The organism is Cohnella boryungensis (assembly GCF_042651945.1).
GTDB classification, from domain to species: Bacteria; Bacillota; Bacilli; order Paenibacillales; family Paenibacillaceae; genus Cohnella; species Cohnella boryungensis.
Window position 1 is genome coordinate 343,766 of record NZ_JBHSED010000035.1, and the last position, 19,013, is coordinate 362,778.

A 19,013-nucleotide genomic window follows, 5' to 3' on the forward strand; every position below is an offset into this window, starting at 1 on the left:
TGGCAGGCGCGTATAGTCGCGAAATGCGACGATGAGGAGCGTGGAGAGGCGAGGCAGGCGCGCATGGTCGCGAAATGCGCCGATGGGTCGCGCGTAGAGGCGTTGCGGGCGCGTATAGTCGCAAAATGCGACGATGGGTCGCGCGAAGAGGTGCGGTGGGTGCGTATAGTCGCGAAATGCGACGATGAGGAGCGCGTAGAGGCGCGGTGGCGCGTATAGTCGCAAAGTGCGACGATGGGGCGCGCGTAGAGGCGTGGCAGGCGCGTATAGTCGCGAAATGCGACGATGAGGAGCGCGTGGAGAAGCGCGGTGGGCGCGCATGGTCGCGAAATGCGACGATGAGGCGCGCGTAGAGGCGCGGTGGCGCGTATAGTCGCAAAGTGCGACGATGGGCCGCGCGGAGAAGCGCGGCGGGCGCGTATAAATGCAAAATGCGACGATGAGGCGCGCGAAGAGGTGCGGTGGGCGCGTATAGTCGCAAGTGCGACGATGAGGCGCAAGGAGAGGCTTGGTAGGCGCGCATGGTCGCAAAGTGCGCCGATGGGTCGCGCGTAGAGGCGAGGCGGGCGCGTATTGTCGCGAAATGCGACGATGAGGCGCGTGGAGAAGCGAGGCGGGCGCGTATAGTCGCGAAATGCGACGATGGGTCGCGCGGAGAAGCGCGGCGGGCGCGCATAGTCGCAAAGTGCGACGATGGGTCGCGCGGAGAAGCGCGGCGGGCGCGTATAGCCGCAAAATGCGACGATGAGGCGGTAAGATTGCCTCATCGTCACACATGCGTCCAAAAAGAAGCGGCCTTTCCATCACGACGTTGATGATTTTGCGGGCACAAAAGCTGACTCGCAGCTCAAGCTTGTTGCCCGACGCGCGCACGGTACATCTCTTCGCGACACTCCGCGATGCCCGGTTGAAATTGAATCAACGCCTCTTGTCTGGCTTTGCGGACTTCAGCCATCGCCTCTTCGAGCGGAGCCTCCAGCTCGGCGGCATCCGGGGCCGGATTGGCTTCGGCCGCCATGCACAGGCCTGCGACCGTGCCCTGCGCAATTGCGACTTTGGCGCTCTCTACGCCGGTAATATTGCCGGCGACATATAGACGCGACAGCGGCGTTCTCATCCGTTCATCGTGCAAGGGCACATGCCCGCCGAGCTGGGGGACATAGCGGAAAGGGCAGCCGGCAAGGGCTGCAAGCTCCGCCAGCGGATAGAGCCCTCCCGCGAGGCAGACGAAGTCGGCTGGAACAAAGCGCTCCGTGCCTGGAATGACGCTGCCGTCCACGCGAATGTCGGCGAGGGTGACTCCTTCAACCTTCTCCGTACCTACGATCTCAAGCGCGGCTCTCCGCAGCTGCAGGGGCGTATTCCAGATTTGCATCCCTCGTTTCGGATAGCAGGAAAGAACAAGCCGCCGGATAGCGGCGCTGCCCATCAGCGGTGCGCCTATTCGCAGCGTCGGCCTCGGCGCAAGATGCGCGAACCTGAGCAGCGATTCCAGAACGCTGCGGGGATCGGACGCCCGTTCGGACAAAGCGTGTCGGGGAGGGAGCACGATGGCCGAGAGCTCGATCCCCGCAAGACGAAGCTCGGAGACGATAGCCATCGCAAGCACGCTCATGCCGATGACCACGCCTCGGCTGCCGACTTTGACTCTTTGGACGTTGGTCATCACCTGCGCGGCTCCGATGGACATGACGCCGGGCAGCGTCCAGCCGGGTACGGGAACGACCGATTCCGCTGCGCCTGTCGCCAGCAGCAATGCCCCGGCACGGTAGAGCCCGGCAGAAGTCCAAACCGTCCAATCGCCCGATTCCTCTCGCTCAAGACCGGTAACGGAGACGCCGGTGCGAACGCTCGCTCCCGCATGCTGCGCTTGCTCCGATAGACGGTGCGCTTCCCGCAGCCCGTTCCACCAATTGCCTTTGGACTCCTCATGCAATTGTCCCAGCAGCCTGCCGCCCTCGCGGGGGTACTCGTCCAGCACGGTGACGGACATCCCGCACCTTGCCGCCGCTGTCGCCGCCGACAGTCCCGCCGGCCCGGCACCGACGATTAACGCATCGGTTCGCTTCTCTGCATTCATGAATGCTCCTCCTTTTGCCCTGCATGCTGAAAAGGGGTTGGCAGCCGTACGCCGGAGAGAACGACTATTCCCTCGCGAACCGGAGTAAGGCACGCCCGGATGCCGGGAAGTCCGTCAACGGTTACGCGGCATTCCATGCAGTGGCCGATATTGCAGAAGATTCCGCGTGGCGTTCCTTGCTCCTCATGCACCCGAAGCCTGCGGATGCCGTTGGCCAGCAAAGCGGCGGCAACGCTCTCTCCCTCCCTGCAGGCAAACGCTTGCCCGTCGAACTGAATCCGAACGGGCTTTGCGCTCGGCAGATCGCCGAGAACGGGATGCTGCTCGATTCTCCCGCCGCTCATCGGGACATCCCCCATTCCTGGAAGGTCATCGGCCTGACGGGCGCCTGGGCTTTGAGCGGCAGGTCGGTCTCCGCGGCTGCGGGCTCCCGTCCGCCCGCTTGCGCGACAATCTGTTCGATAAGCGGCCTGCATGTTCTGCCGCCGCAAGCGCCCATCCCCGCCCTTGTTCGCAGCTTCGCCTCTCTGGAGGAGCAGCCGTGCTTTCTGACGGTATTTGCAAGCTGGGCGAAGGAAACCTCCTCGCAGCGGCATACAATAAAATCCAATTCGCTCATGTTTGTTCCTCCTCTGCGTGCTGCTTATAGTAGAGCAAAAAACGTGCCAAGAACCGCGCGCTGCCGTCTGCCGAAGCTGGCATGCTTTTTGCAGGAGGATAAGAGAGGCCGCGCTTCGACAGGCGCAGTCGCCAAAGAAGGAGAGAATGCTTATGTCCAGCTTGAGAGAACAACGTCTGGAGCGGCTTCGCGAAAAGCTGCGAGAACGGGGATGGAACGCCGCGCTTCTGACTTCTCCGGTATCGCTGGGGTATCTGACCGGCTATTCATCGGACCCGATGGAACGGTTTTTGGCGCTCTGGGTTCCGGCCGAGGGCGAGACGATCTTATTCGTGCCGGAACTGGATAAAGCCAAAGCGGCTGCGGCGGAAAATATCGGGCGTTTCGTCCCGCTTGCCGACAGCGAATCCCCTTACGGGGCGCTGAGCAAGGAGATTGGGGAGCAGCCCGCGCGCTGCGGAGTGGAGAAGAAGACGTTGACCCTGCATGCAGGCGAGCAATTGGCGTTGCTATGGCCAGGGACGCGATGGGAGGAAATCGATAGCGCGCTGAGCCGCATTGTCGGTTGCAAGACGAGAGAGGAAGCGGAGACCGTCCGCCAAGCCGCGCATATCGCCAACGAAGCTGTCGAAAGGGCTTTGGCCGATTTTCGGATCGGCATGACGGAGAGGGAGATTGCGGAGCGGATCGTGCGGCAGATTAGACTGCTGGGCGGTGACGGCCCGGCGTTCTACCCTACGGTGCTGGCAGGGGAGCGCGCAGGGCTGCCGCACGGAGAAACCGGCGATACGGCTGTGCGCGAGGGAGATTTTCTGCTGATTGATATGGGCGTTTCCTTGGACGGCTACTTGTCCGACATGACAAGAACGCTGCTGGTCGGGCAGGGAACGGCGGAGCAGGAGCGCATGTACGAAGCGGTTGCGGAAGCAAACCGGCGGGCAATCGAAGCCATTCGCCCCGGCGTTGCGCTACGGGCCATTGACGCAGTCGCCCGTTCATGGATCGAGGCGCAGGGGTTTGGCGAATATTTCATTCACCGTGTCGGGCACGGGCTCGGAAGGGCGATTCACGAGGAGCCCTCGATCCACGGAGGCAATGCGGACATCATCGTTCCGGGGATGCTGTTCACGATCGAGCCGGGCGTGTACGTACCCGGGGGCGGCGGCGTTCGAATCGAAGATGACGTCTATGTAAACGAATACGGGGAAACGGAGCGGCTGACGGATTTCCCCCGCGAGCTGCGGAGGCTGTAATCTTCCGCATCAGTTCTCCGAGGCGGAGCTTCCCAGCTTGTTGTACAGCGAGACGCGGGAGATGCCGAGCCGCCTGGCAGCCGCTTGCTTGTTGCCTTGAAACAGCTCCAGAGCGAGCGAAATATAATTTCTTTCCACGCGGGCCAGCCACTCTGGCAGCGTGCCCTCGGACGGAAGCGTCAGATTCGCGCATTCGGATTCGTAATGGGCCGATATCGCGCAATTCCGAAGCCGAGGAGGCAAGTCGGCGCTCAGGGCTTCCCCGTTCTCGGCGAATACGACAAGCCGTTCCGCCGCGTTCCGAAGCTCCCGGACGTTGCCGGGCCAGTCGTAAGAGGATAACGCCGCAAGGATCGGTTCGCCGAGGGGCGCGACAGGCCTGCCGTATCGCTCGCCGAATTCCTGTACGAAGGACAGGGCGAGCGGGCCAATGTCCGCTTGGCGCAAGCGTAGCGGAGGGATGTCCAGCGTAATTGCGCTCAGCCGATAGTAGAGATCCTCGCGAAACAGTCCCTGATCGAGCAGCGACTGCAGATCGCGATTCGTTGCGGCGATGAAGCGGCAGTCGGCCTTTGCGATCCGGGTACCGCCCACCGGATAATAGGCCCGCTCCTCCAGCACGCGCAGCAGCTTCACCTGCATGTCGAGCGGAAGCTCGCCGATTTCGTCGAGGAACAGGGTTCCTCCCCGCGCGAGCCCGATTTTGCCGGGTTTGCCGCGAGCGTCGGCCCCGGAGAACGCTCCCTTCTCGTAGCCGAACAGCTCGCTTTCCACAAGGGAGGCCGTCAACGCGCCGCAGTTGATTGCAATGAAAGGCGCGGCTTGCGCCTCGCGCATGGCGTGAATCGCTTGGGCGAAGCGCTCCTTGCCGACGCCGGTTTCGCCGGTTAACAGAACGGTCGAGGATACGCCGCCCAGCTTGCGGGCTTGATGAACGGCTTCGAGAAAGACGGGGCTTACGCCAAGCATTGAGGCAAAAGGATCGGGATGCGAAGAGGCTGAAGTCTGGGACATGGAACAGCTCTCCATTCAGAAAGGGATTGTAAATAAAACGATACACTCGTTCTGTTGTGGTGTAAATCATATTTTACAAATTGACGAGATACTTAACATGGCAGGGGGAGAACGCATGACCTCAAGCATTTCGGTCGACGTAGCGATTATCGGCGGGGGAATCGTAGGCATGTCCGTCGCTTATTTCGCGGCGAAGCAGGGATTATCCGTCGCGGTATTGGAGAAAGGCGAGATCGCTCAGGGCACTTCCTCGCGCTGCGACGGCAACATTCTCGTAATCGACAAGGAGCCGGGCTTCGATAGCCTCATGTCGTTGGAAAGCCAGAAAATCATAGCGGAGCTGACTCGCCAGCTTCCTCAGCCTTTCGAATATCGCGCCCCGGGAAGCCTGTTCGTCTGCGAGACGGAGGAGGAGCTTGCGGCGGCCAAGATGTGGGTCGATCGCCAGAGGGCGCTGGGCTTGCCGTTTCGCATGCTGGATCGCGCTGACATCCGTCAGGAGTCGGCGTATTTTGCAGACGATCTGGTCGGAGGGCTGGAATGCGCCTCCGATTCGACCGTTAATCCGTACATGCTGACCTACGCTTTGGCCGAGGGGGCTGCCGCGCACGGCGCTGCAATGCATCTGCGCACCGAGGTACGCGGAATCGCCAGGTTGAAGGGCGGCGGGTTCGCCGTCGACACCGACCGCGGGAGCTGGATTGCCGACAAGCTTGTCAACGCGGCTGGCTGCTGGGCGCCGCATCTTGGCCGAATGCTCGATATCGATATTCCGATCGTTCCTCGCAAGGGACACTTGATCGTCGCTTCGAGACAGCGGCCCGTCGGTCTTCGCAAGGTAATGGAATTCGGTTATCTGATGTCCAAATTCGGAGGCTCCAGACGTGTGGACGAGGAGACGGAGCGGTATGGCGTAGCGCTCGTATTCGAGCCTACGGAGAGCCAGAATTTCTTGATCGGATCGAGTCGGGAGTTCGTCGGCTTCGATACGTCCGTTCGCCCGCAGGTCGTGCGGGCGATGGCTCGGCGCGCCATGCGCTTCTATCCGGGCATTGCTGATTTTCAAGTGATTCGCACTTATACGGGGCTGCGTCCCTGGACCCCCGATCATCTTCCGATTGTGTCCGGCGTGGACGAGATTCCAGGCTACTATATTGCGGCGGGGCATGAAGGCGACGGAATCAGCCTGGCCGCGGTTACCGGCAAGCTGATGAGCGAGCTGCTGACGGAGGCGGCCGGCACCTGCGTGCCGACGGAGCCGCTTCGTTACGACAGATTCCGGGAGAAGGGAGCGTGAGTTGGAATGCGCGCGAACAGGGTGTTCAGAACGATAGATACGCATACCGGAGGCAATCCCACCCGCACAGTGCTGAGCGGCTTGCCCCGGTTAACCGGCCGTACGATGGCTGAGAAGATGCAGGATATGAAGCAAAATCACGACGAGATTCGCAGATTGCTGATGTTCGAGCCCCGAGGACATGAAGTCATGTCCGGGGCCTGCTTGACGGAGCCATGCGATCCTGCAGCCGATGTCGGCGTCATCTTCATTGAGACGGGCGGTTACTTGCCGATGTGCGGCCATGATACTATCGGGTTTTGCACGGCATTGGTCGAATGTGGGCTAGTGCCGGTGCAGGAGCCGACCACGCTTATTCGCCTGGATACGCCGGCAGGACTCGTGCGTGCCGAGGTGACGGTTCAAGAGGGGAAAGCGGTACGCGTCTCTTTTCGCAATATACCGGCATTCCTGTACGGTAGCGTGACGGTGCGAGTGGAGGAACTGGGCGATGTTGTATGCGATATCGCTTACGGCGGCAATTTTTACGCGATTGTCGACGCGGGTGCGCTCGGCTTGAAGCTGGAGCCCTCCAATGCGGGAGCGATTGTCGAGACCGCGAGGAGAATTCGGGCGGCCGTGAACGAGCAAGAGCAGGTGGCGCATCCGGAAGCGCCGTATATCCGGGGGGTCACGCACGTTGAATTTTACAGCGATCCGCGGAACGCCGAGGCGGACGTGCTGAATACGGTCGTTGTGCCGCCGGGAGGCATCGACCGTTCGCCCTGCGGCACGGGCACGTCAGCCAAGCTGGCGACGCTGTATGCACAAGGCAGGATCGGGCAGAACGAGCCGTTCGTGCACGAGAGCATCGTCGGTTCCCTGTTTTATGCGCGCGTGCTGGAGGAAACCCGGGTTGGCGGACTTCCGGCCGTAATTACGGAGATTGCCGGAGCGGCCTGGGTCATGGGCATGCACACCTTTTACTCGCAGGAGGACGATCCTCTTAATGAAGGTTTTCTATTTCTTGCAATGGACGAAGCCCCCCACTAGGAGGATATCGAATGCAAATCTCTCATATGATGGACACGGTTGATCTTCATGCGGCAGGCTGGCCGCTAAGACTTCTGAGGGCGCCGATAGGCGGGTCAACCGGCGAAGAGCTTCAGGAGGAGGCAAGGCGGCTATGGGAAAATAAGCGCTCTGTCGTTCGCTGGCTGCAACGAGAGCCTAGAGGCCATGCGGCGATGCGGGTTGCCATGCTGGATGCCAGCCGTACGGACTTAGCGAAGCTGATCGTCTGCGATTCGGAGGGGCCGTGTCGAGGGGACGCCTTGGACGTTCTGTGCGCCTTGACGGCGATAGCCGAGCTTGGCTGGGAGCATAAGATTCCGGCGGCGGTAGCGACGTCCGGGCATGTCTATCGAACGGCAAGGACGCAGCCGGGGCAAGACGGTCTTGCGAAACCCGGAATCAGTCTGCAAGGAGAGCCGGCGGAGTGCGAGGAGCTTGGCGCGAGGCTTCAATGCGCAGGACGAACATTTGATGTGGATTTGGCAGCCTGCGGATGCGGCTATATCGTCTTGGACGCAGCGGAGACAGGGGTATCCCTATCCCTGGCAAGCCTGAAGGAATTACACGAGCTGGCTTCCAGCCTGCTTGCCGCCTATCGCGGATCGTTCGCAGCGGATACCCCCGGAAGGCGCGTCGTTCTGACAGACAGATTGCGCCAGCCTGAAGCGGCTTGGCGAATGGCCGCGTTCGCGGAGGACGGCAGGCTGATGCGCGCGCCTGAAGGCGGCGCGATCGGTGCGGCGCTGGCGGTTCTCTATCGGAAAGGCGAGATTTTGAGAGGGAAAGAAGCGGTCGTTCAATCTCTGGCTGGCGGCTGGCTGCGAGCGTCGTTGCAGGACACCTCGATATTGCGGGACGGCCGCCAGATGGATTGGACGCTGCAGGGTCGGGCGTTCGTAACCGGATCGCAGCGGTTCCTCGTTGATCCCGCCGATCCTTTGGCCGATGGATTCCTGCTGCGCTAGGCTCGCAAGCGGTTATTGAATGTTGAGATGCTTGCGGTAATAAGCGTTCCGGTATCCGGTCGGCGTAAGATTCTCGTATTTGCGGAACAGCCGGATAAAATATTTCTCGTCGGCCATGCCGATATCGAAAGCGATCTGTTTGACGGTGCGGTTGGAGCTGGCGAGCAGCGATTTGGCTTTGGCCATTTTCTGCACATGGATATATTCCTGCAGGTTCATGCCCATCGTGCGCTTGAACAAACGGGACAGGTAATCCCGGTTGTAGCCGTATTGGCCGGCGATGGAAGAGACGGTTAAAGGCTCGGCGGCATGCACGCGTATCCATTCCACGATAGAGGCCACAAGAGGATCGGGCGCATAGCCGCCGTCGCGGGAATGGGCGGTTACCGCCTGCTCGGCAAGCTCGATCACGAGACTGGTAGCCGAGTAATGCAATGCCGGGGGGTAATGCAGATTGGAGCTGGCGATATGCTGAAGCTGCTGGAACAGAATATCGACCCGTTCCATGCTGCTTAACCGGAAAAACACGGGGAGCATGAGAGCGCTGCCATGAGCGGATAAAAACTGGTTCGAACGTCGAAGCAGCATAGCTTGCTCCCACTCGCTCTCGCCGCAGAACTGCGTCCCGCCATTGCACAAGTAATGGAACCAGTAGAAGGAAATCGCGCCTTCGCTGGAGCGATAGCCGAAATGAGGCGCATTCGGGGCAATCAGAAGCGCCATGCCGGGCTCGACGGCGTAGCGCTCGTCGCCTTGTCCGATGTGAAGCGTGCCTCTCACGCCGATGATGATTTCGTAGCTGTCGATGGTTCGGCTGGAATGCGTCCACGAGGTAGGAGAGTGGAACTGGCCTGAGGAAAGGAATTGCAGCGGTTTACGGATGTCGAATTTCGCGAATCGCAAGGCAGGCTCTCCCTTCCGTCGGTCAATCGGATAGGGATAATTATACAGGAACGACTGCCCATCCGTAACTGCCCTGACGATTCTGGGAAAAGTTTTGTTCTTAAGGCGATCCAGGGCTTCGCCCGTCCCGCTCCGGTAGCTTCCATATCGGAGCGGGACTTTTATATTATAATGAAGAGAAGTATGACAAGAGGGAAAGCGACAGTCCGAACCCGGAGGGAGGCATCGGGCTGTCGCTTTATATTCGCCGGCTTGAACGCCCAGCGCAGCATTCTCATACAATGTAGCACCTATACGGAGGACTGGGGAGTGGCTCTGGTGCACATTGAATTGACTGCGCTTCACTGGGTGTACTTGGCTTTCATTGGATTTATACTTGCGCTGCTTGTTAAGCGAAGGGACACGACGCTCGTCTGCGTCGCGGGGATTTTTACGCTGGGATTGCTCGCTACGGCAAGCTTGGACGGCTCGGTGTCGGGCATATTCAACAGCTTCATCTACGCGACCAAAGAGCTGCTGGGAACGATCTTCATCATTTCGATTATCGTCGCGATGAGCCGCGTGCTCATTCTTACAGGCATCAATGAAGCGATGATCCGGCCGCTTACGGGATTTCTGCGAACGCCTGCGATGGCCTTCTGGGGAATTGGGCTTATTATGCTGGCGACCTCGCTTTTCTTCTGGCCCTCCCCCGGCGTGGCGCTGATCGGCGCGGTTCTGCTGCCGGTCGCAGTGCGGGTGGGACTGCCGGCTCTTGGGGCGGCGATGGCAATGAACTTGTTCGGGCACGGGATCGCGCTCTCGGGCGACTATATTATCCAGGGCGCGCCGAAGCTGACCGCGGATGCGGCAGGACTGCCCGTATCCGCGGTGATGGCCGCAAGCGTTCCTCTGGTGATCGTAATGGGAGCGGTTACGACGATTGCCGCCTACTGGCTGATGCGCAAGGATATGAGCAGCGGCAAATGGAAGGACGGACGGGTTGAAACAGTTGCCGCACCTGAGTCTGGAGCTTTAATCGTTTTGACGCAACCGGTGAAGAGAGCTCTGGCGATTGTCATTCCGCTGCTGTTCGCGCTGGATGTCGCGGTCATGCTGGCCTTCCGGCTTCAGGGCGGAGACGCGACGGCATTGATCGGAGGGACGGCCGTCGTCATTCTGATCGGGGTTACGATGCTGGCCCATCGAAATCAAGGGCTGGAGCAAACGACCTCTTATTTGATTGAAGGCTTTCAGTTCGGATTTCGGGTGTTCGGCCCCGTCATTCCGATTGCGGCCTTTTTCTATCTCGGGGACGCGGCGTTCGGAGAATTGTTCGGCGGCGATGCGCTGCAGGGCTCCCATGGCATCGTCAACGATATGGGCGTGGCTCTGGCGAATGCCGTGCCGATGAACGGCACGGTCGCATCGGTTACCCTGACGGTGACCGGCGCGATTACGGGTCTTGACGGCTCCGGCTTCTCCGGCATATCGCTGGTAGGCTCGATTGCGCACATGTTCTCGGCGGCCGTCGGCAGCGGCGCGGCGACGCTGACGGCGCTGGGACAGATCGCGGGAATCTGGGTTGGCGGCGGTACGCTGATTCCGTGGGCGCTGATTCCTGCTGCGGCCATCTGCGGAGTCAGCCCGTTCGAATTGGCAAGAAGAAATCTGAAGCCGGTGCTGATCGGACTTGCGGCGACGACGGTCGTTGCGATCTTTCTCGTCTGACGAGTGAACCGATTGGCCCCCTGCGGCATCTAACTGATATAGTCATCCAAAACCATGCGGGAATTCATGGACGACGGGAGGTGATTTCTTGTCTGAACTGGCATGGAAAACGGATGTTCAACTGGCCTGCGCCGGGGACAGGGACGCGTTCGCAAGACTGATTCGCGCGATGCAGAACGAGCTCTACGGGATGGCCAGGACGCTGCTGAGCAAGGACGAGGATTGCGCCGACGCGATTCAGGAGGCGATTCTTAAAGCTTATCGCAGCGTAACGCGCTTGCGGGAGCCGGCTTTTTTCCGGACGTGGCTGTTTCGGATTCTCATACGCGAATGCCAGCAGCTGTACCGCAAGCAGCGGCGTTCCTCTCCGTCGGACCGCCTGCCGGAGCGTGCGGCTCTGCCGGAGCAGCCTGATCTTGACTTAAGGGAGGCGGTTAACCGGCTGGACGAGCCCCTGAGGACGCTCGTGAAGTTGCATTATTACGTGGACCTGCCGCTCGCGCAAATCGCGCTGATGCTGGACGTCTCCGAGGGAACGCTGAAGTCGAGGCTGCATCGGGCAAGAAAAAAGCTGGCCGGATGGCTGAATTTAGTGGAGAGCGGGGAACTGGGTTATGAGTGCTAAAGAGCTGGAAGGCTTATTGAGGACGATGAAGCGGCCTGAGACAACTGCTGTCCCTCCGCATGTGGCCGTCAGGATCGAAAGCGCGCTGCAGCAGCTGCCGGATCGTCGGTCTTTGCGGAGAAGAACGGTACGGCTGCGCCGTCTCGCCGTCGGCATTGCTGCTATCGCGTTGTTCGGAGGAGCTTTCGCCGGTTATGAGGGCTATATGAACAATCGCGCAACGCCGACTGTCGACGAGCCTGTACAATCCTTTATGAGCGCGGGCGCCGATCGCAGCGATGTCATTCGGGAAAGAGCGGCGCTCGGGGCATTCGCCAAGGAAGGCTCAGAGACGGCAGAGGGAAGCGTGACGAATCAGGGCATTACGCTGAAGGTCGGAAACATCGTCTTCGACGGACGCGAGCTTGCCTTCCGATACTCGGTAGTTGCGGAGTCGCCGCTTGAGAGCTTTGCCCTGGAGGCCGAAATCAAGCTGAACGGAGTTGTCGTCGGCAGTCTGGGCTCGAATCCCGGGGGAACGCTGGCAAAGCTGGGCAATAGCTATGAGCGATTGGAATCTGGGGCATACGAGGGCGTCGCTTGGACGGAATATTTGGCGTACAAAGCGATTCCGTCTCAACGGCAATTGAAGCTGACAATAGAAGCGACGAAAATCGGAACGGTATCGGGACGGTGGTCGCTTGACGTACCGGGGGAATACGTATCGCAGCGGACTTACCTGGATTCGCGGGAAAGCCGAACGAGCGAATACGGCACGATCGAGCTGTACGGCGTCGCGCTGTCGGCCTTGTCCACGAAAATCGATTACAGCTTTACCGAAGGCAAGCTGAAGTCGTACGAGAGAGTCGGGGTCGACGTGATCGACGATACCGGGTTCCGATACGGCGCAGCGGTGTTTAACTTCTCGCAATCGGACAAAGCTTCCGGACCTCCCAGCTATCCGCCTGCGGCTCGCGAGGCGAAGCGTCTGATTATTCGTCCTTTTTATTACGATGCAAGGCTGGATTACGACCAGAATGTGCAGCTCTTCAGGACGACAATGGCCGATCGACCGACAGAGCACCAGCCTCTGGCCGTTCCGATGGGCGAAGCGGGGCACGTCTATGTTACGGACATCGAATATTTGCCGGATCAGACGGTAATCCATTCCTTTGTCAAGCCGGAGGACTCCGGGGGCGGCTATAAGCTGGAGGACGAGAACGGCCAAGAGGTTCCTTTTGTCACGTGGGGAGCCGGGGGGATCGCTCGCTTCGGCCCGGTAGAGCCGGGAAGCAAGCTGACATTCGTCAGTCGTCCCTATGCCCAAAAAATCTACCTGCCCGCAATGGAAATACGCGTCGATCTCCCTTCCTCCTGACTGTGCTATAATATAGAAACAGAATGGCATAGAGGAGAGGTACCTTACAGATGCAAGCTACGATCGCTTTAAGGGAATGGGCTGTCGCCGTCAAGGCGCTGGAATCGGGGAGACAGATTATCGTTCTGCGCAAGGGCGGCATCGCCGAGGAAACCCGGGAGTTCAAGCTGGAAAGCCCGCGCTTCTATTTGTTTCCTTCATTCGAGCATCAGCGTCCGGAATTGGTGCTCCCGGAAGCTTCGGAGACGGTCCGTCTCACGGAGGCCGAGGCGGCGGAGCTGCCCGGACAGATAAGGGTCGATTCCTTCGCGGAGGTCGTGGAGGATATCGAGGTGACCGACGCGGAGACGCTGAGCCGCCTGGAGGGGCTTCATATTTGGACGGAGGATTACGCGGAGGAGAGGCTGAAGTGGAAAAAGACGAAGCCGCTGCACGTTCTTGTGCTCCGGGTGTATCGACTAGATTCGCCGCAGACCCTTCCGATGAGAGACAGCTATGCCGGCTGCAAATCCTGGATCCAATTGGAGGATATCGTCGCCTCGCCGCGAACGCCGGTGATGAGCGATGAGCAGTTTGAACAGCAATGGCAGGAAGTAAGGAAACGCATTCACGGCTGACCAGACGAGCAAATCGGACCGCTTTCCCTAGATAAGGGGGTCCGGTTTGCTTTTTTGACGCATCTTTCATAAAATTATTATTGAGAATCAGTGAGAATCAAATTAAAATAATTATAAACAAGGATTTATTTTAAGCGCAGCTTTCGATAGAAGCCGCCTTGAGTAATTCCTTATAGAAACTTGGAGGTTAGAGAATGTCTACACAATTCGAGATTCAAGGGCTGAAATCGTCCATAGAGGGTAAAGAGATTCTGAAAGGAATCGATTTGAAAATCAAGGGCGGCGAAGTGCATGCGATCATGGGACCTAACGGCACGGGGAAAAGTACGCTGGCTTCCGCGCTGATGGGCCACCCGAAATACGAGGTGACCGAGGGTTCGGTTCTGCTGAACGGCGAAGACGTGTTGGAGATGGGGGTAGACGAGCGCGCTCGCGCGGGTCTCTTCCTCGCGATGCAATATCCGAGCGAAATTACGGGCGTCACGAACGCCGACTTCCTGCGCAGCGCGATCAACGCGCGCCGCGAGGAAGGCAACGAGATTTCCTTGATCAAATTCGTTCGCCAGATGGAAGGCAAAATGAAAGAGTTGGAGATGAATCCGGAGTTCATGCACCGTTACTTGAACGAAGGCTTCTCCGGGGGCGAGAAGAAGCGCAACGAGATTCTGCAAATGATGCTGCTCGAGCCGAAGCTGGTCATTCTCGACGAGATCGATTCCGGTTTGGACATCGACGCCTTGCGCATCGTCGCCGAAGGCGTGAACGCCATGCGTGCGGAAGATCGCGGTTTCCTGATCATCACTCACTACCAAAGACTGCTTAACTATATTACGCCCGATTTCGTGCATGTCATGATGCAGGGAAGAATCGTCAAGTCCGGCGGGCCGGAGCTGGCTCAGCGTCTTGAGGCGGAAGGCTACGATTGGGTTAAAGAAGAACTGGGCATCGTCGACGAGACCGTCGGCCAAGCCTAAGGGGAGGTGCAAGCAACGATGAGTACACCAACTACCTCCTTCGGCCGCGAAGCGGCTGCCGCGCTCTCCCGCAGCAAGAACGAGCCGGCATGGCTCGTGTCCTTGCGCGAGGAAGCCGGGCAACTGGCGACCGAGCTGGCGCTGCCGAAGCCGGAGAAGCTCCCGCTGACGCGCTGGACGCTGGATCAATACGGGGCGAACCGTCCGGGACAGCAGGTTGCATCCGCATCGGATTTGCCTGCTCCGATCGCCGCATTGCTGACTGAAGAGAACAACGGGGCGTTAATCATTCAACATAACTCCTCCGTTATCTACACGCAGCTACCGGAAGAGCTTAAGGCGCAAGGCGTCGTGCTGACAAGTCTGGAAGAGGCTGCTCGTTCCCACGAGGACTTGTTCCGCAAGCACTTCATGACCGCCTATACGAAGGACGAACACAAGCTTGCCGCCGTTCATGCGGCCTTGTGGAACGGAGGCGTATTCCTGTACGTGCCTCGCGATGTGACGATTGAGGCTCCCATTCAGGCGATTCTGTTCGCCGACGATGCGGAAGCGACGTTCATGCCGCACGTTCTGGTGATCGCCGACAGCAACAGCCGCGTCTCCTTCGTTGAGCGGACGGCTACTTCTCTCGGAGAGACGACTTCGACGCTACTGCATAACAGCGCCGTGGAAGTGTTCACGAAAGCGGGCGCGGTCGTGCAATACGCCGCCGTGCATGAGCTTAACGACAGCGCGATCGATATCGCCTACCGCCGCGCCATTCTGGACAACGACTCCCGTATCGAATGGATCGTCGGCGATCTGCACAACGGCAATGCCGTTACGGATACGAAATCCGTGCTTAAGGGCAACGGTTCGACATCCGATTCGAAGATCATTACCGTCGGACGCGGAAGCCAGCGCATGAGCTTGACGACGCAAGCCGTCCACTTCGGTCGTTCGACCGAAAGCGATATGATTACCCGAGCCGTAATGAAGGAAGAGGCGACGGCGATCATTAACGGCGTCACGAAAATCGAGAAAGGTGCGACGAAGGCGAACGGCCAGCAGACGGAGAAGGTTCTGATGCTGAGTCCGAAAGCGCGCGGCGACGCCAATCCGATTCTTCTGATCGACGAAGACGACGTCAAAGCCGGGCATGCCGCGAGCGTTGGCCAGGTAAACGCCGATCAGATCTATTACTTGATGTCCCGGGGAATTTCCCGCAGCGAGGCGGAGCGTTTGATCATACACGGCTTTCTCGATCCGGTCGTCTCCGAAATTCCGCTTGAAGGGCTGCGCGAGCAACTGCATCGCATCCTAGAGAGAAAGCTGGGCTGATCATGGACCCGATCGCTTTAAAATCGGAATTTCCGATTCTTCATCAGGATATTAACGGTCACCCGCTCGTATACCTGGATAATGGCGCCACGACGCAGAAGCCGCGCTCGGTCATTGAAGCGGTCAAGCGCTACTATGAGTGGGACAACGCCAATGTGCACCGCGGCGTGCATACGCTCGGCTCGCGCGCTACGGATGCCTATGAGGGCGCGCGGGAGAAAGTTGCCCGTTTCCTGAATGCGGCTTCCTCTCGTGAGATTATTTTTACCCGCGGCACGACTGCGGCCTTGAATATCGTAGCGTCCGGGTATGCTCGTCAGACGCTGCGCGAAGGCGACGAGATCGTCATTACGCCGATGGAGCACCACAGCAATCTGATCCCCTGGCAGCAAGCCGCCAAGGCGACGGGAGCTACGCTGAAATATATCCCGCTGCAGCCGGACGGCACGATTGCGCTGCAGGACGTGGAGACGACGGTGACGGAGAGAACGAAGATCGTCTCCATCACCTACGTGTCCAACGTGCTCGGAACGGTCAATCCGATCGGGAAGATCGCCGAGATCGCGCATCGTAAGGGCGCCGTGCTTGTCGTAGACGGCGCGCAAAGCACGCCGCACATGAAAGTGGACGTAAGGGCGCTGGATGTTGATTTCTACGCCTTCTCCGGACATAAAATGTGCGCTCCGACCGGAATCGGGGCACTCTATGGCAAGGCGCAGCTGCTGGAACGGATGGAGCCCGTGGAGTTCGGCGGCGAGATGATCGATTTCGTCGAGCTGCACGACTCGACTTGGAAAGAACTACCGTGGAAGTTCGAGGGCGGTACGCCTATCATAGCAGGAGCGGTCGGTCTTGGAGCGGCTATCGATTTTCTGGAGCAGATTGGGCTGGAGAACATCGATGCGCACGAGAAAAAGCTGACCCGCTACGCGCTGGAGAGGTTGTCCGCGATTGCAGGCCTTAAGATTTACGGGCCGCTCGTGGAGCGTGCCGGGCTCGTTACCTTTAATCTGGGGGACGTTCATCCCCATGATGTCGCGACTGTACTGGATACCGACGGAATCGCAGTTCGGGCCGGCCACCACTGCTGCCAGCCGCTCATGCGCTGGCTGAACGTCTCCGCGACGGCAAGGGCGAGCTTCTATCTGTACAATACCGAGCAAGATATCGACCGGCTGGCCGAGTCTCTGGTTAAGACAAAGGAGTTTTTCGGTGATGAGTCAATTAGATGATTTGTACCGCCGCGTCATTATGGATCATTACAAGACCCCCCGCAATCGCGGCGAGCTTCAAGAAGGCTCCGTCACGGTGAATCTGAACAACCCGACGTGCGGCGACCGGATTTCCCTCCAATTGCAGTTGGAGGACGGGATTGTCCGCGACGTGAAGTTCACAGGGGAAGGCTGTTCCATCAGTATGTCCTCTGCTTCCATGATGACGGAAGCGATCAAGGGCAAGACCAGCGCGCAAGCGCTGGAGCTCGCGGATAAGTTCTCCGCGTTGATGAAGGGCGAGGACGTTCAGTTCGACGATTACGAGGACGTTGAGGCGTTGTCGGGCGTCAATAAGTTTCCGGCAAGAATCAAATGCGCCACCTTGGCCTGGAACGCGATGCGTAAAGGCGTAGAGCATGGATCAGGCCAGCACGAAGGCGTTGAAGAATAATTAGGGAGGTTGATCGTCATGGCTAAGCAAATGCCCGAAATGGATGATTACAAATACGGGTTCCGCGATGAGCATAAAGCGATTTTCCAGTCCGGCAAAGGCTTGACCGAGGAAATCGTTCGCACGATCTCCGAGATGAAGGGCGAGCCCGAATGGATGCTGAAATTCCGCTTGAAGTCGCTGGAGCAATTCCGCAAGATGCCTATTCCGCAATGGGGCGGCAACATGGACGACCTGGATTTCGAGGACATCCAATATTACGTCAAGCCGTCCGAGAAGCAAGGGAAGACCTGGGAAGAGGTTCCCGAGGAGATCAAGGCTACGTTTGACAAGCTGGGCATTCCGGAAGCGGAGCAGAAGTTCCTGGCCGGCGTATCGGCTCAGTATGAGTCCGAGGTTGTATACCACAGCATGCAGGAAGATCTGGAAAAGCAAGGCGTTATCTTCATGGATACGGATACGGCGCTTCGCGAGCATCCGGAGATTTTCAAGGAATATTTCGGAACGGTCATTCCGCCGGCGGATAATAAGTTCGCTGCGCTGAACAGCGCGGTATGGTCGGGCGGAAGCTTCATCTACGTGCCGAAGGGCGTACAATGTACGGTTCCTCTGCAAGCGTACTTCCGCATAAATTCGGAAAATATGGGACAGTTCGAGCGTACGCTGATCATCGCGGACGAAGGCAGCTCCGTGCACTACGTAGAAGGCTGCACAGCCCCTGTGTACAGCACGAACTCCTTGCACAGCGCCGTCGTCGAGATTATCGCCAGGAAGGACGCGCGCGTCCGCTATACGACAATTCAGAACTGGGCGCCGAACATCTACAACCTGGTTACGAAGCGTGCGGTTGCGGAAGAGAACGCCACGATGGAATGGGTCGACGGCAACATCGGCTCCAAGCTGACGATGAAATATCCTGCCGTTATCCTGAAAGGACGCGGCGCAAAAGGCATGGTTCTGTCGATTGCGGTAGCGGGCAAAGGCCAGCATCAGGATGCAGGCGCAAAGATGATTCACTTGGCTCCGGATACGAGCTCCACGATCGTTTCAAAGTCGATCTCGAAGCACGGCGGCAAGGTTACTTACCGCGGTCTTGCTTCGTTCGGCCGCAACGCCGAGGGCGCGAAATCGAACATCAAGTGCGATACGTTGATTCTCGATAACGAGTCGACGAGCGATACGATACCGTACAACGAGATCATGAACGATAACATCACGCTGGAGCATGAAGCGACGGTATCCAAGGTGTCCGAGGATCAATTGTTCTACCTCATGAGCCGTGGATTGTCTGAGGCCGACGCGACGCAAATGATCGTTATGGGCTTCATTGAGCCGTTTACGAAAGAGCTTCCGATGGAATATGCCGTCGAGATGAATCGCCTTATTAAGTTCGAGATGGAAGGAAGCATCGGGTAACCGTAAAGCCCTCCAATCCCGAACACGAATAGTTTTCGTTGAAGGGGCTGTCCAGAAAGCCAGTCAAAGCTGACTGCTGGACGCCCCGTTTTCAATGAATGTTAAAAATAGGAGCAAAAAAAATCGTCTTTTCTTGTAAAAT

Annotated in this window: 18 protein-coding genes; 13 read left to right on the plus strand and 5 right to left on the minus strand. The window is 58.7% G+C overall.

The features are described from left to right. Positions 1 to 847: 847 nt before the first annotated feature. From ACFO1S_RS17010 to ACFO1S_RS17020, 3 genes are read right to left on the minus strand one after another with little or no spacing between them, the layout of a single operon-like run. Complete coding sequence (locus ACFO1S_RS17010) at positions 848 to 2,080, minus strand: NAD(P)/FAD-dependent oxidoreductase (protein WP_204606338.1); 1,233 nt, start codon at positions 2,078 to 2,080, stop codon at positions 848 to 850. Next, on the minus strand, positions 2,077 to 2,424 hold the full coding sequence (locus ACFO1S_RS17015) for a (2Fe-2S)-binding protein (RefSeq protein ID WP_204606339.1): 348 nt from the start codon (positions 2,422 to 2,424) through the stop codon (positions 2,077 to 2,079). The genes ACFO1S_RS17010 and ACFO1S_RS17015 overlap by 4 nt, the downstream gene beginning before the upstream one ends. Then, positions 2,421 to 2,699: a (2Fe-2S)-binding protein gene (locus tag ACFO1S_RS17020; RefSeq protein WP_204606340.1), complete on the minus strand. Its 279-nt coding sequence runs from the start codon at positions 2,697 to 2,699 to the stop codon at positions 2,421 to 2,423. Before ACFO1S_RS17020 ends, ACFO1S_RS17015 begins: the two co-directional genes overlap by 4 nt. A 152-nt stretch (positions 2,700 to 2,851) precedes the next feature. Here ACFO1S_RS17020 and ACFO1S_RS17025 point away from each other — a divergent pair, with 152 nt between their 5' ends. Then, the gene (locus ACFO1S_RS17025; protein ID WP_204606341.1) at positions 2,852 to 3,952 is read left to right on the plus strand and encodes a M24 family metallopeptidase; all 1,101 of its coding nucleotides are present in this window, start codon (positions 2,852 to 2,854) and stop codon (positions 3,950 to 3,952) included. A gap of 9 nt (positions 3,953 to 3,961) precedes the next feature. Here ACFO1S_RS17025 and ACFO1S_RS17030 read toward each other — a convergent pair whose 3' ends face one another. Beyond that, positions 3,962 to 4,966: a sigma-54 interaction domain-containing protein gene (locus ACFO1S_RS17030; protein WP_204606342.1), complete on the minus strand. Its 1,005-nt coding sequence runs from the start codon at positions 4,964 to 4,966 to the stop codon at positions 3,962 to 3,964. Positions 4,967 to 5,081: 115 nt separating this feature from the next. Between ACFO1S_RS17030 and ACFO1S_RS17035 the strand changes: the two genes are divergently transcribed. From ACFO1S_RS17035 to ACFO1S_RS17045, 3 genes are read left to right on the plus strand one after another with little or no spacing between them, the layout of a single operon-like run. Beyond that, a complete protein-coding gene (locus ACFO1S_RS17035) occupies positions 5,082 to 6,263 on the plus strand; it encodes an NAD(P)/FAD-dependent oxidoreductase (protein WP_204606343.1) in 1,182 nt (393 codons plus the stop codon). A gap of 6 nt (positions 6,264 to 6,269) precedes the next feature. Further along, positions 6,270 to 7,295 carry a proline racemase family protein gene (locus ACFO1S_RS17040; RefSeq protein WP_204606344.1) on the plus strand — a complete coding sequence of 342 codons (1,026 nt, stop codon included), beginning with the start codon at positions 6,270 to 6,272 and terminating at the stop codon, positions 7,293 to 7,295. Between the two features lie 11 nt (positions 7,296 to 7,306). Beyond that, complete coding sequence (locus ACFO1S_RS17045; RefSeq protein ID WP_204606345.1) at positions 7,307 to 8,281, plus strand: proline racemase family protein; 975 nt, start codon at positions 7,307 to 7,309, stop codon at positions 8,279 to 8,281. Positions 8,282 to 8,293: 12 nt separating this feature from the next. Here ACFO1S_RS17045 and ACFO1S_RS17050 read toward each other — a convergent pair whose 3' ends face one another. After that, positions 8,294 to 9,184 carry an AraC family transcriptional regulator gene (locus tag ACFO1S_RS17050; RefSeq protein WP_204606346.1) on the minus strand — a complete coding sequence of 297 codons (891 nt, stop codon included), beginning with the start codon at positions 9,182 to 9,184 and terminating at the stop codon, positions 8,294 to 8,296. 318 nt (positions 9,185 to 9,502) lie between these two features. Between ACFO1S_RS17050 and ACFO1S_RS17055 the strand changes: the two genes are divergently transcribed. The 9 genes from ACFO1S_RS17055 to sufB all read left to right on the plus strand — a co-directional run bounded on the left by ACFO1S_RS17055 (position 9,503) and on the right by sufB (position 18,871). Then, entirely contained in the window at positions 9,503 to 10,894 is a 1,392-nt protein-coding gene (locus tag ACFO1S_RS17055; protein WP_204606354.1) for a hypothetical protein, read from the plus strand. 88 nt (positions 10,895 to 10,982) lie between these two features. Beyond that, the gene (locus ACFO1S_RS17060; RefSeq protein WP_378127190.1) at positions 10,983 to 11,519 is read left to right on the plus strand and encodes a sigma-70 family RNA polymerase sigma factor; all 537 of its coding nucleotides are present in this window, start codon (positions 10,983 to 10,985) and stop codon (positions 11,517 to 11,519) included. Continuing rightward, complete coding sequence (locus tag ACFO1S_RS17065) at positions 11,509 to 12,876, plus strand: hypothetical protein (RefSeq protein WP_204606347.1); 1,368 nt, start codon at positions 11,509 to 11,511, stop codon at positions 12,874 to 12,876. Before ACFO1S_RS17060 ends, ACFO1S_RS17065 begins: the two co-directional genes overlap by 11 nt. 50 nt (positions 12,877 to 12,926) lie before the next feature. After that, positions 12,927 to 13,493 carry a DUF1802 family protein gene (locus ACFO1S_RS17070; protein WP_204606348.1) on the plus strand — a complete coding sequence of 189 codons (567 nt, stop codon included), beginning with the start codon at positions 12,927 to 12,929 and terminating at the stop codon, positions 13,491 to 13,493. A 194-nt stretch (positions 13,494 to 13,687) separates the two neighbouring features. Then, entirely contained in the window at positions 13,688 to 14,467 is a 780-nt protein-coding gene (gene sufC / locus ACFO1S_RS17075; protein ID WP_204606349.1) for a Fe-S cluster assembly ATPase SufC, read from the plus strand. 18 nt (positions 14,468 to 14,485) lie between these two features. Further along, a complete protein-coding gene (sufD, locus tag ACFO1S_RS17080) occupies positions 14,486 to 15,790 on the plus strand; it encodes a Fe-S cluster assembly protein SufD (protein WP_204606350.1) in 1,305 nt (434 codons plus the stop codon). A 2-nt stretch (positions 15,791 to 15,792) separates the two neighbouring features. Beyond that, complete coding sequence (locus ACFO1S_RS17085) at positions 15,793 to 17,022, plus strand: cysteine desulfurase (protein ID WP_204606351.1); 1,230 nt, start codon at positions 15,793 to 15,795, stop codon at positions 17,020 to 17,022. Continuing rightward, a complete protein-coding gene (gene sufU, locus ACFO1S_RS17090; RefSeq protein ID WP_204606352.1) occupies positions 17,006 to 17,455 on the plus strand; it encodes a Fe-S cluster assembly sulfur transfer protein SufU in 450 nt (149 codons plus the stop codon). Before ACFO1S_RS17085 ends, sufU begins: the two co-directional genes overlap by 17 nt. Positions 17,456 to 17,473: 18 nt before the next feature. Next, positions 17,474 to 18,871 (plus strand): Fe-S cluster assembly protein SufB, encoded by a 1,398-nt coding sequence (sufB, locus tag ACFO1S_RS17095; protein ID WP_204606353.1) that lies wholly within the window; start codon positions 17,474 to 17,476, stop codon positions 18,869 to 18,871. The last annotated feature ends 142 nt before the right edge of the window (positions 18,872 to 19,013 follow it).

Excerpts from the sequence above, each read along its gene's own strand:
- ACFO1S_RS17010 (WP_204606338.1), bottom strand. The coding sequence starts at position 2,080 with ATGAATGCAGAGAAGCGAACCGATGCGTTAATCGTCGGTGCCGGGCCG.
- ACFO1S_RS17015 (WP_204606339.1), bottom strand. The coding sequence starts at position 2,424 with ATGAGCGGCGGGAGAATCGAGCAGCATCCCGTTCTCGGCGATCTGCCG.
- ACFO1S_RS17020 (WP_204606340.1), bottom strand. The coding sequence starts at position 2,699 with ATGAGCGAATTGGATTTTATTGTATGCCGCTGCGAGGAGGTTTCCTTC.
- ACFO1S_RS17025 (WP_204606341.1), top strand. The coding sequence starts at position 2,852 with ATGTCCAGCTTGAGAGAACAACGTCTGGAGCGGCTTCGCGAAAAGCTG.
- ACFO1S_RS17030 (WP_204606342.1), bottom strand. The coding sequence starts at position 4,966 with ATGTCCCAGACTTCAGCCTCTTCGCATCCCGATCCTTTTGCCTCAATG.
- ACFO1S_RS17035 (WP_204606343.1), top strand. The coding sequence starts at position 5,082 with ATGACCTCAAGCATTTCGGTCGACGTAGCGATTATCGGCGGGGGAATC.
- ACFO1S_RS17040 (WP_204606344.1), top strand. The coding sequence starts at position 6,270 with ATGCGCGCGAACAGGGTGTTCAGAACGATAGATACGCATACCGGAGGC.
- ACFO1S_RS17045 (WP_204606345.1), top strand. The coding sequence starts at position 7,307 with ATGCAAATCTCTCATATGATGGACACGGTTGATCTTCATGCGGCAGGC.
- ACFO1S_RS17065 (WP_204606347.1), top strand. The coding sequence starts at position 11,509 with ATGAGTGCTAAAGAGCTGGAAGGCTTATTGAGGACGATGAAGCGGCCT.
- ACFO1S_RS17070 (WP_204606348.1), top strand. The coding sequence starts at position 12,927 with ATGCAAGCTACGATCGCTTTAAGGGAATGGGCTGTCGCCGTCAAGGCG.
- sufC (WP_204606349.1), top strand. The coding sequence starts at position 13,688 with ATGTCTACACAATTCGAGATTCAAGGGCTGAAATCGTCCATAGAGGGT.
- sufD (WP_204606350.1), top strand. The coding sequence starts at position 14,486 with ATGAGTACACCAACTACCTCCTTCGGCCGCGAAGCGGCTGCCGCGCTC.
- ACFO1S_RS17085 (WP_204606351.1), top strand. The coding sequence starts at position 15,793 with ATGGACCCGATCGCTTTAAAATCGGAATTTCCGATTCTTCATCAGGAT.
- sufU (WP_204606352.1), top strand. The coding sequence starts at position 17,006 with ATGAGTCAATTAGATGATTTGTACCGCCGCGTCATTATGGATCATTAC.
- sufB (WP_204606353.1), top strand. The coding sequence starts at position 17,474 with ATGGCTAAGCAAATGCCCGAAATGGATGATTACAAATACGGGTTCCGC.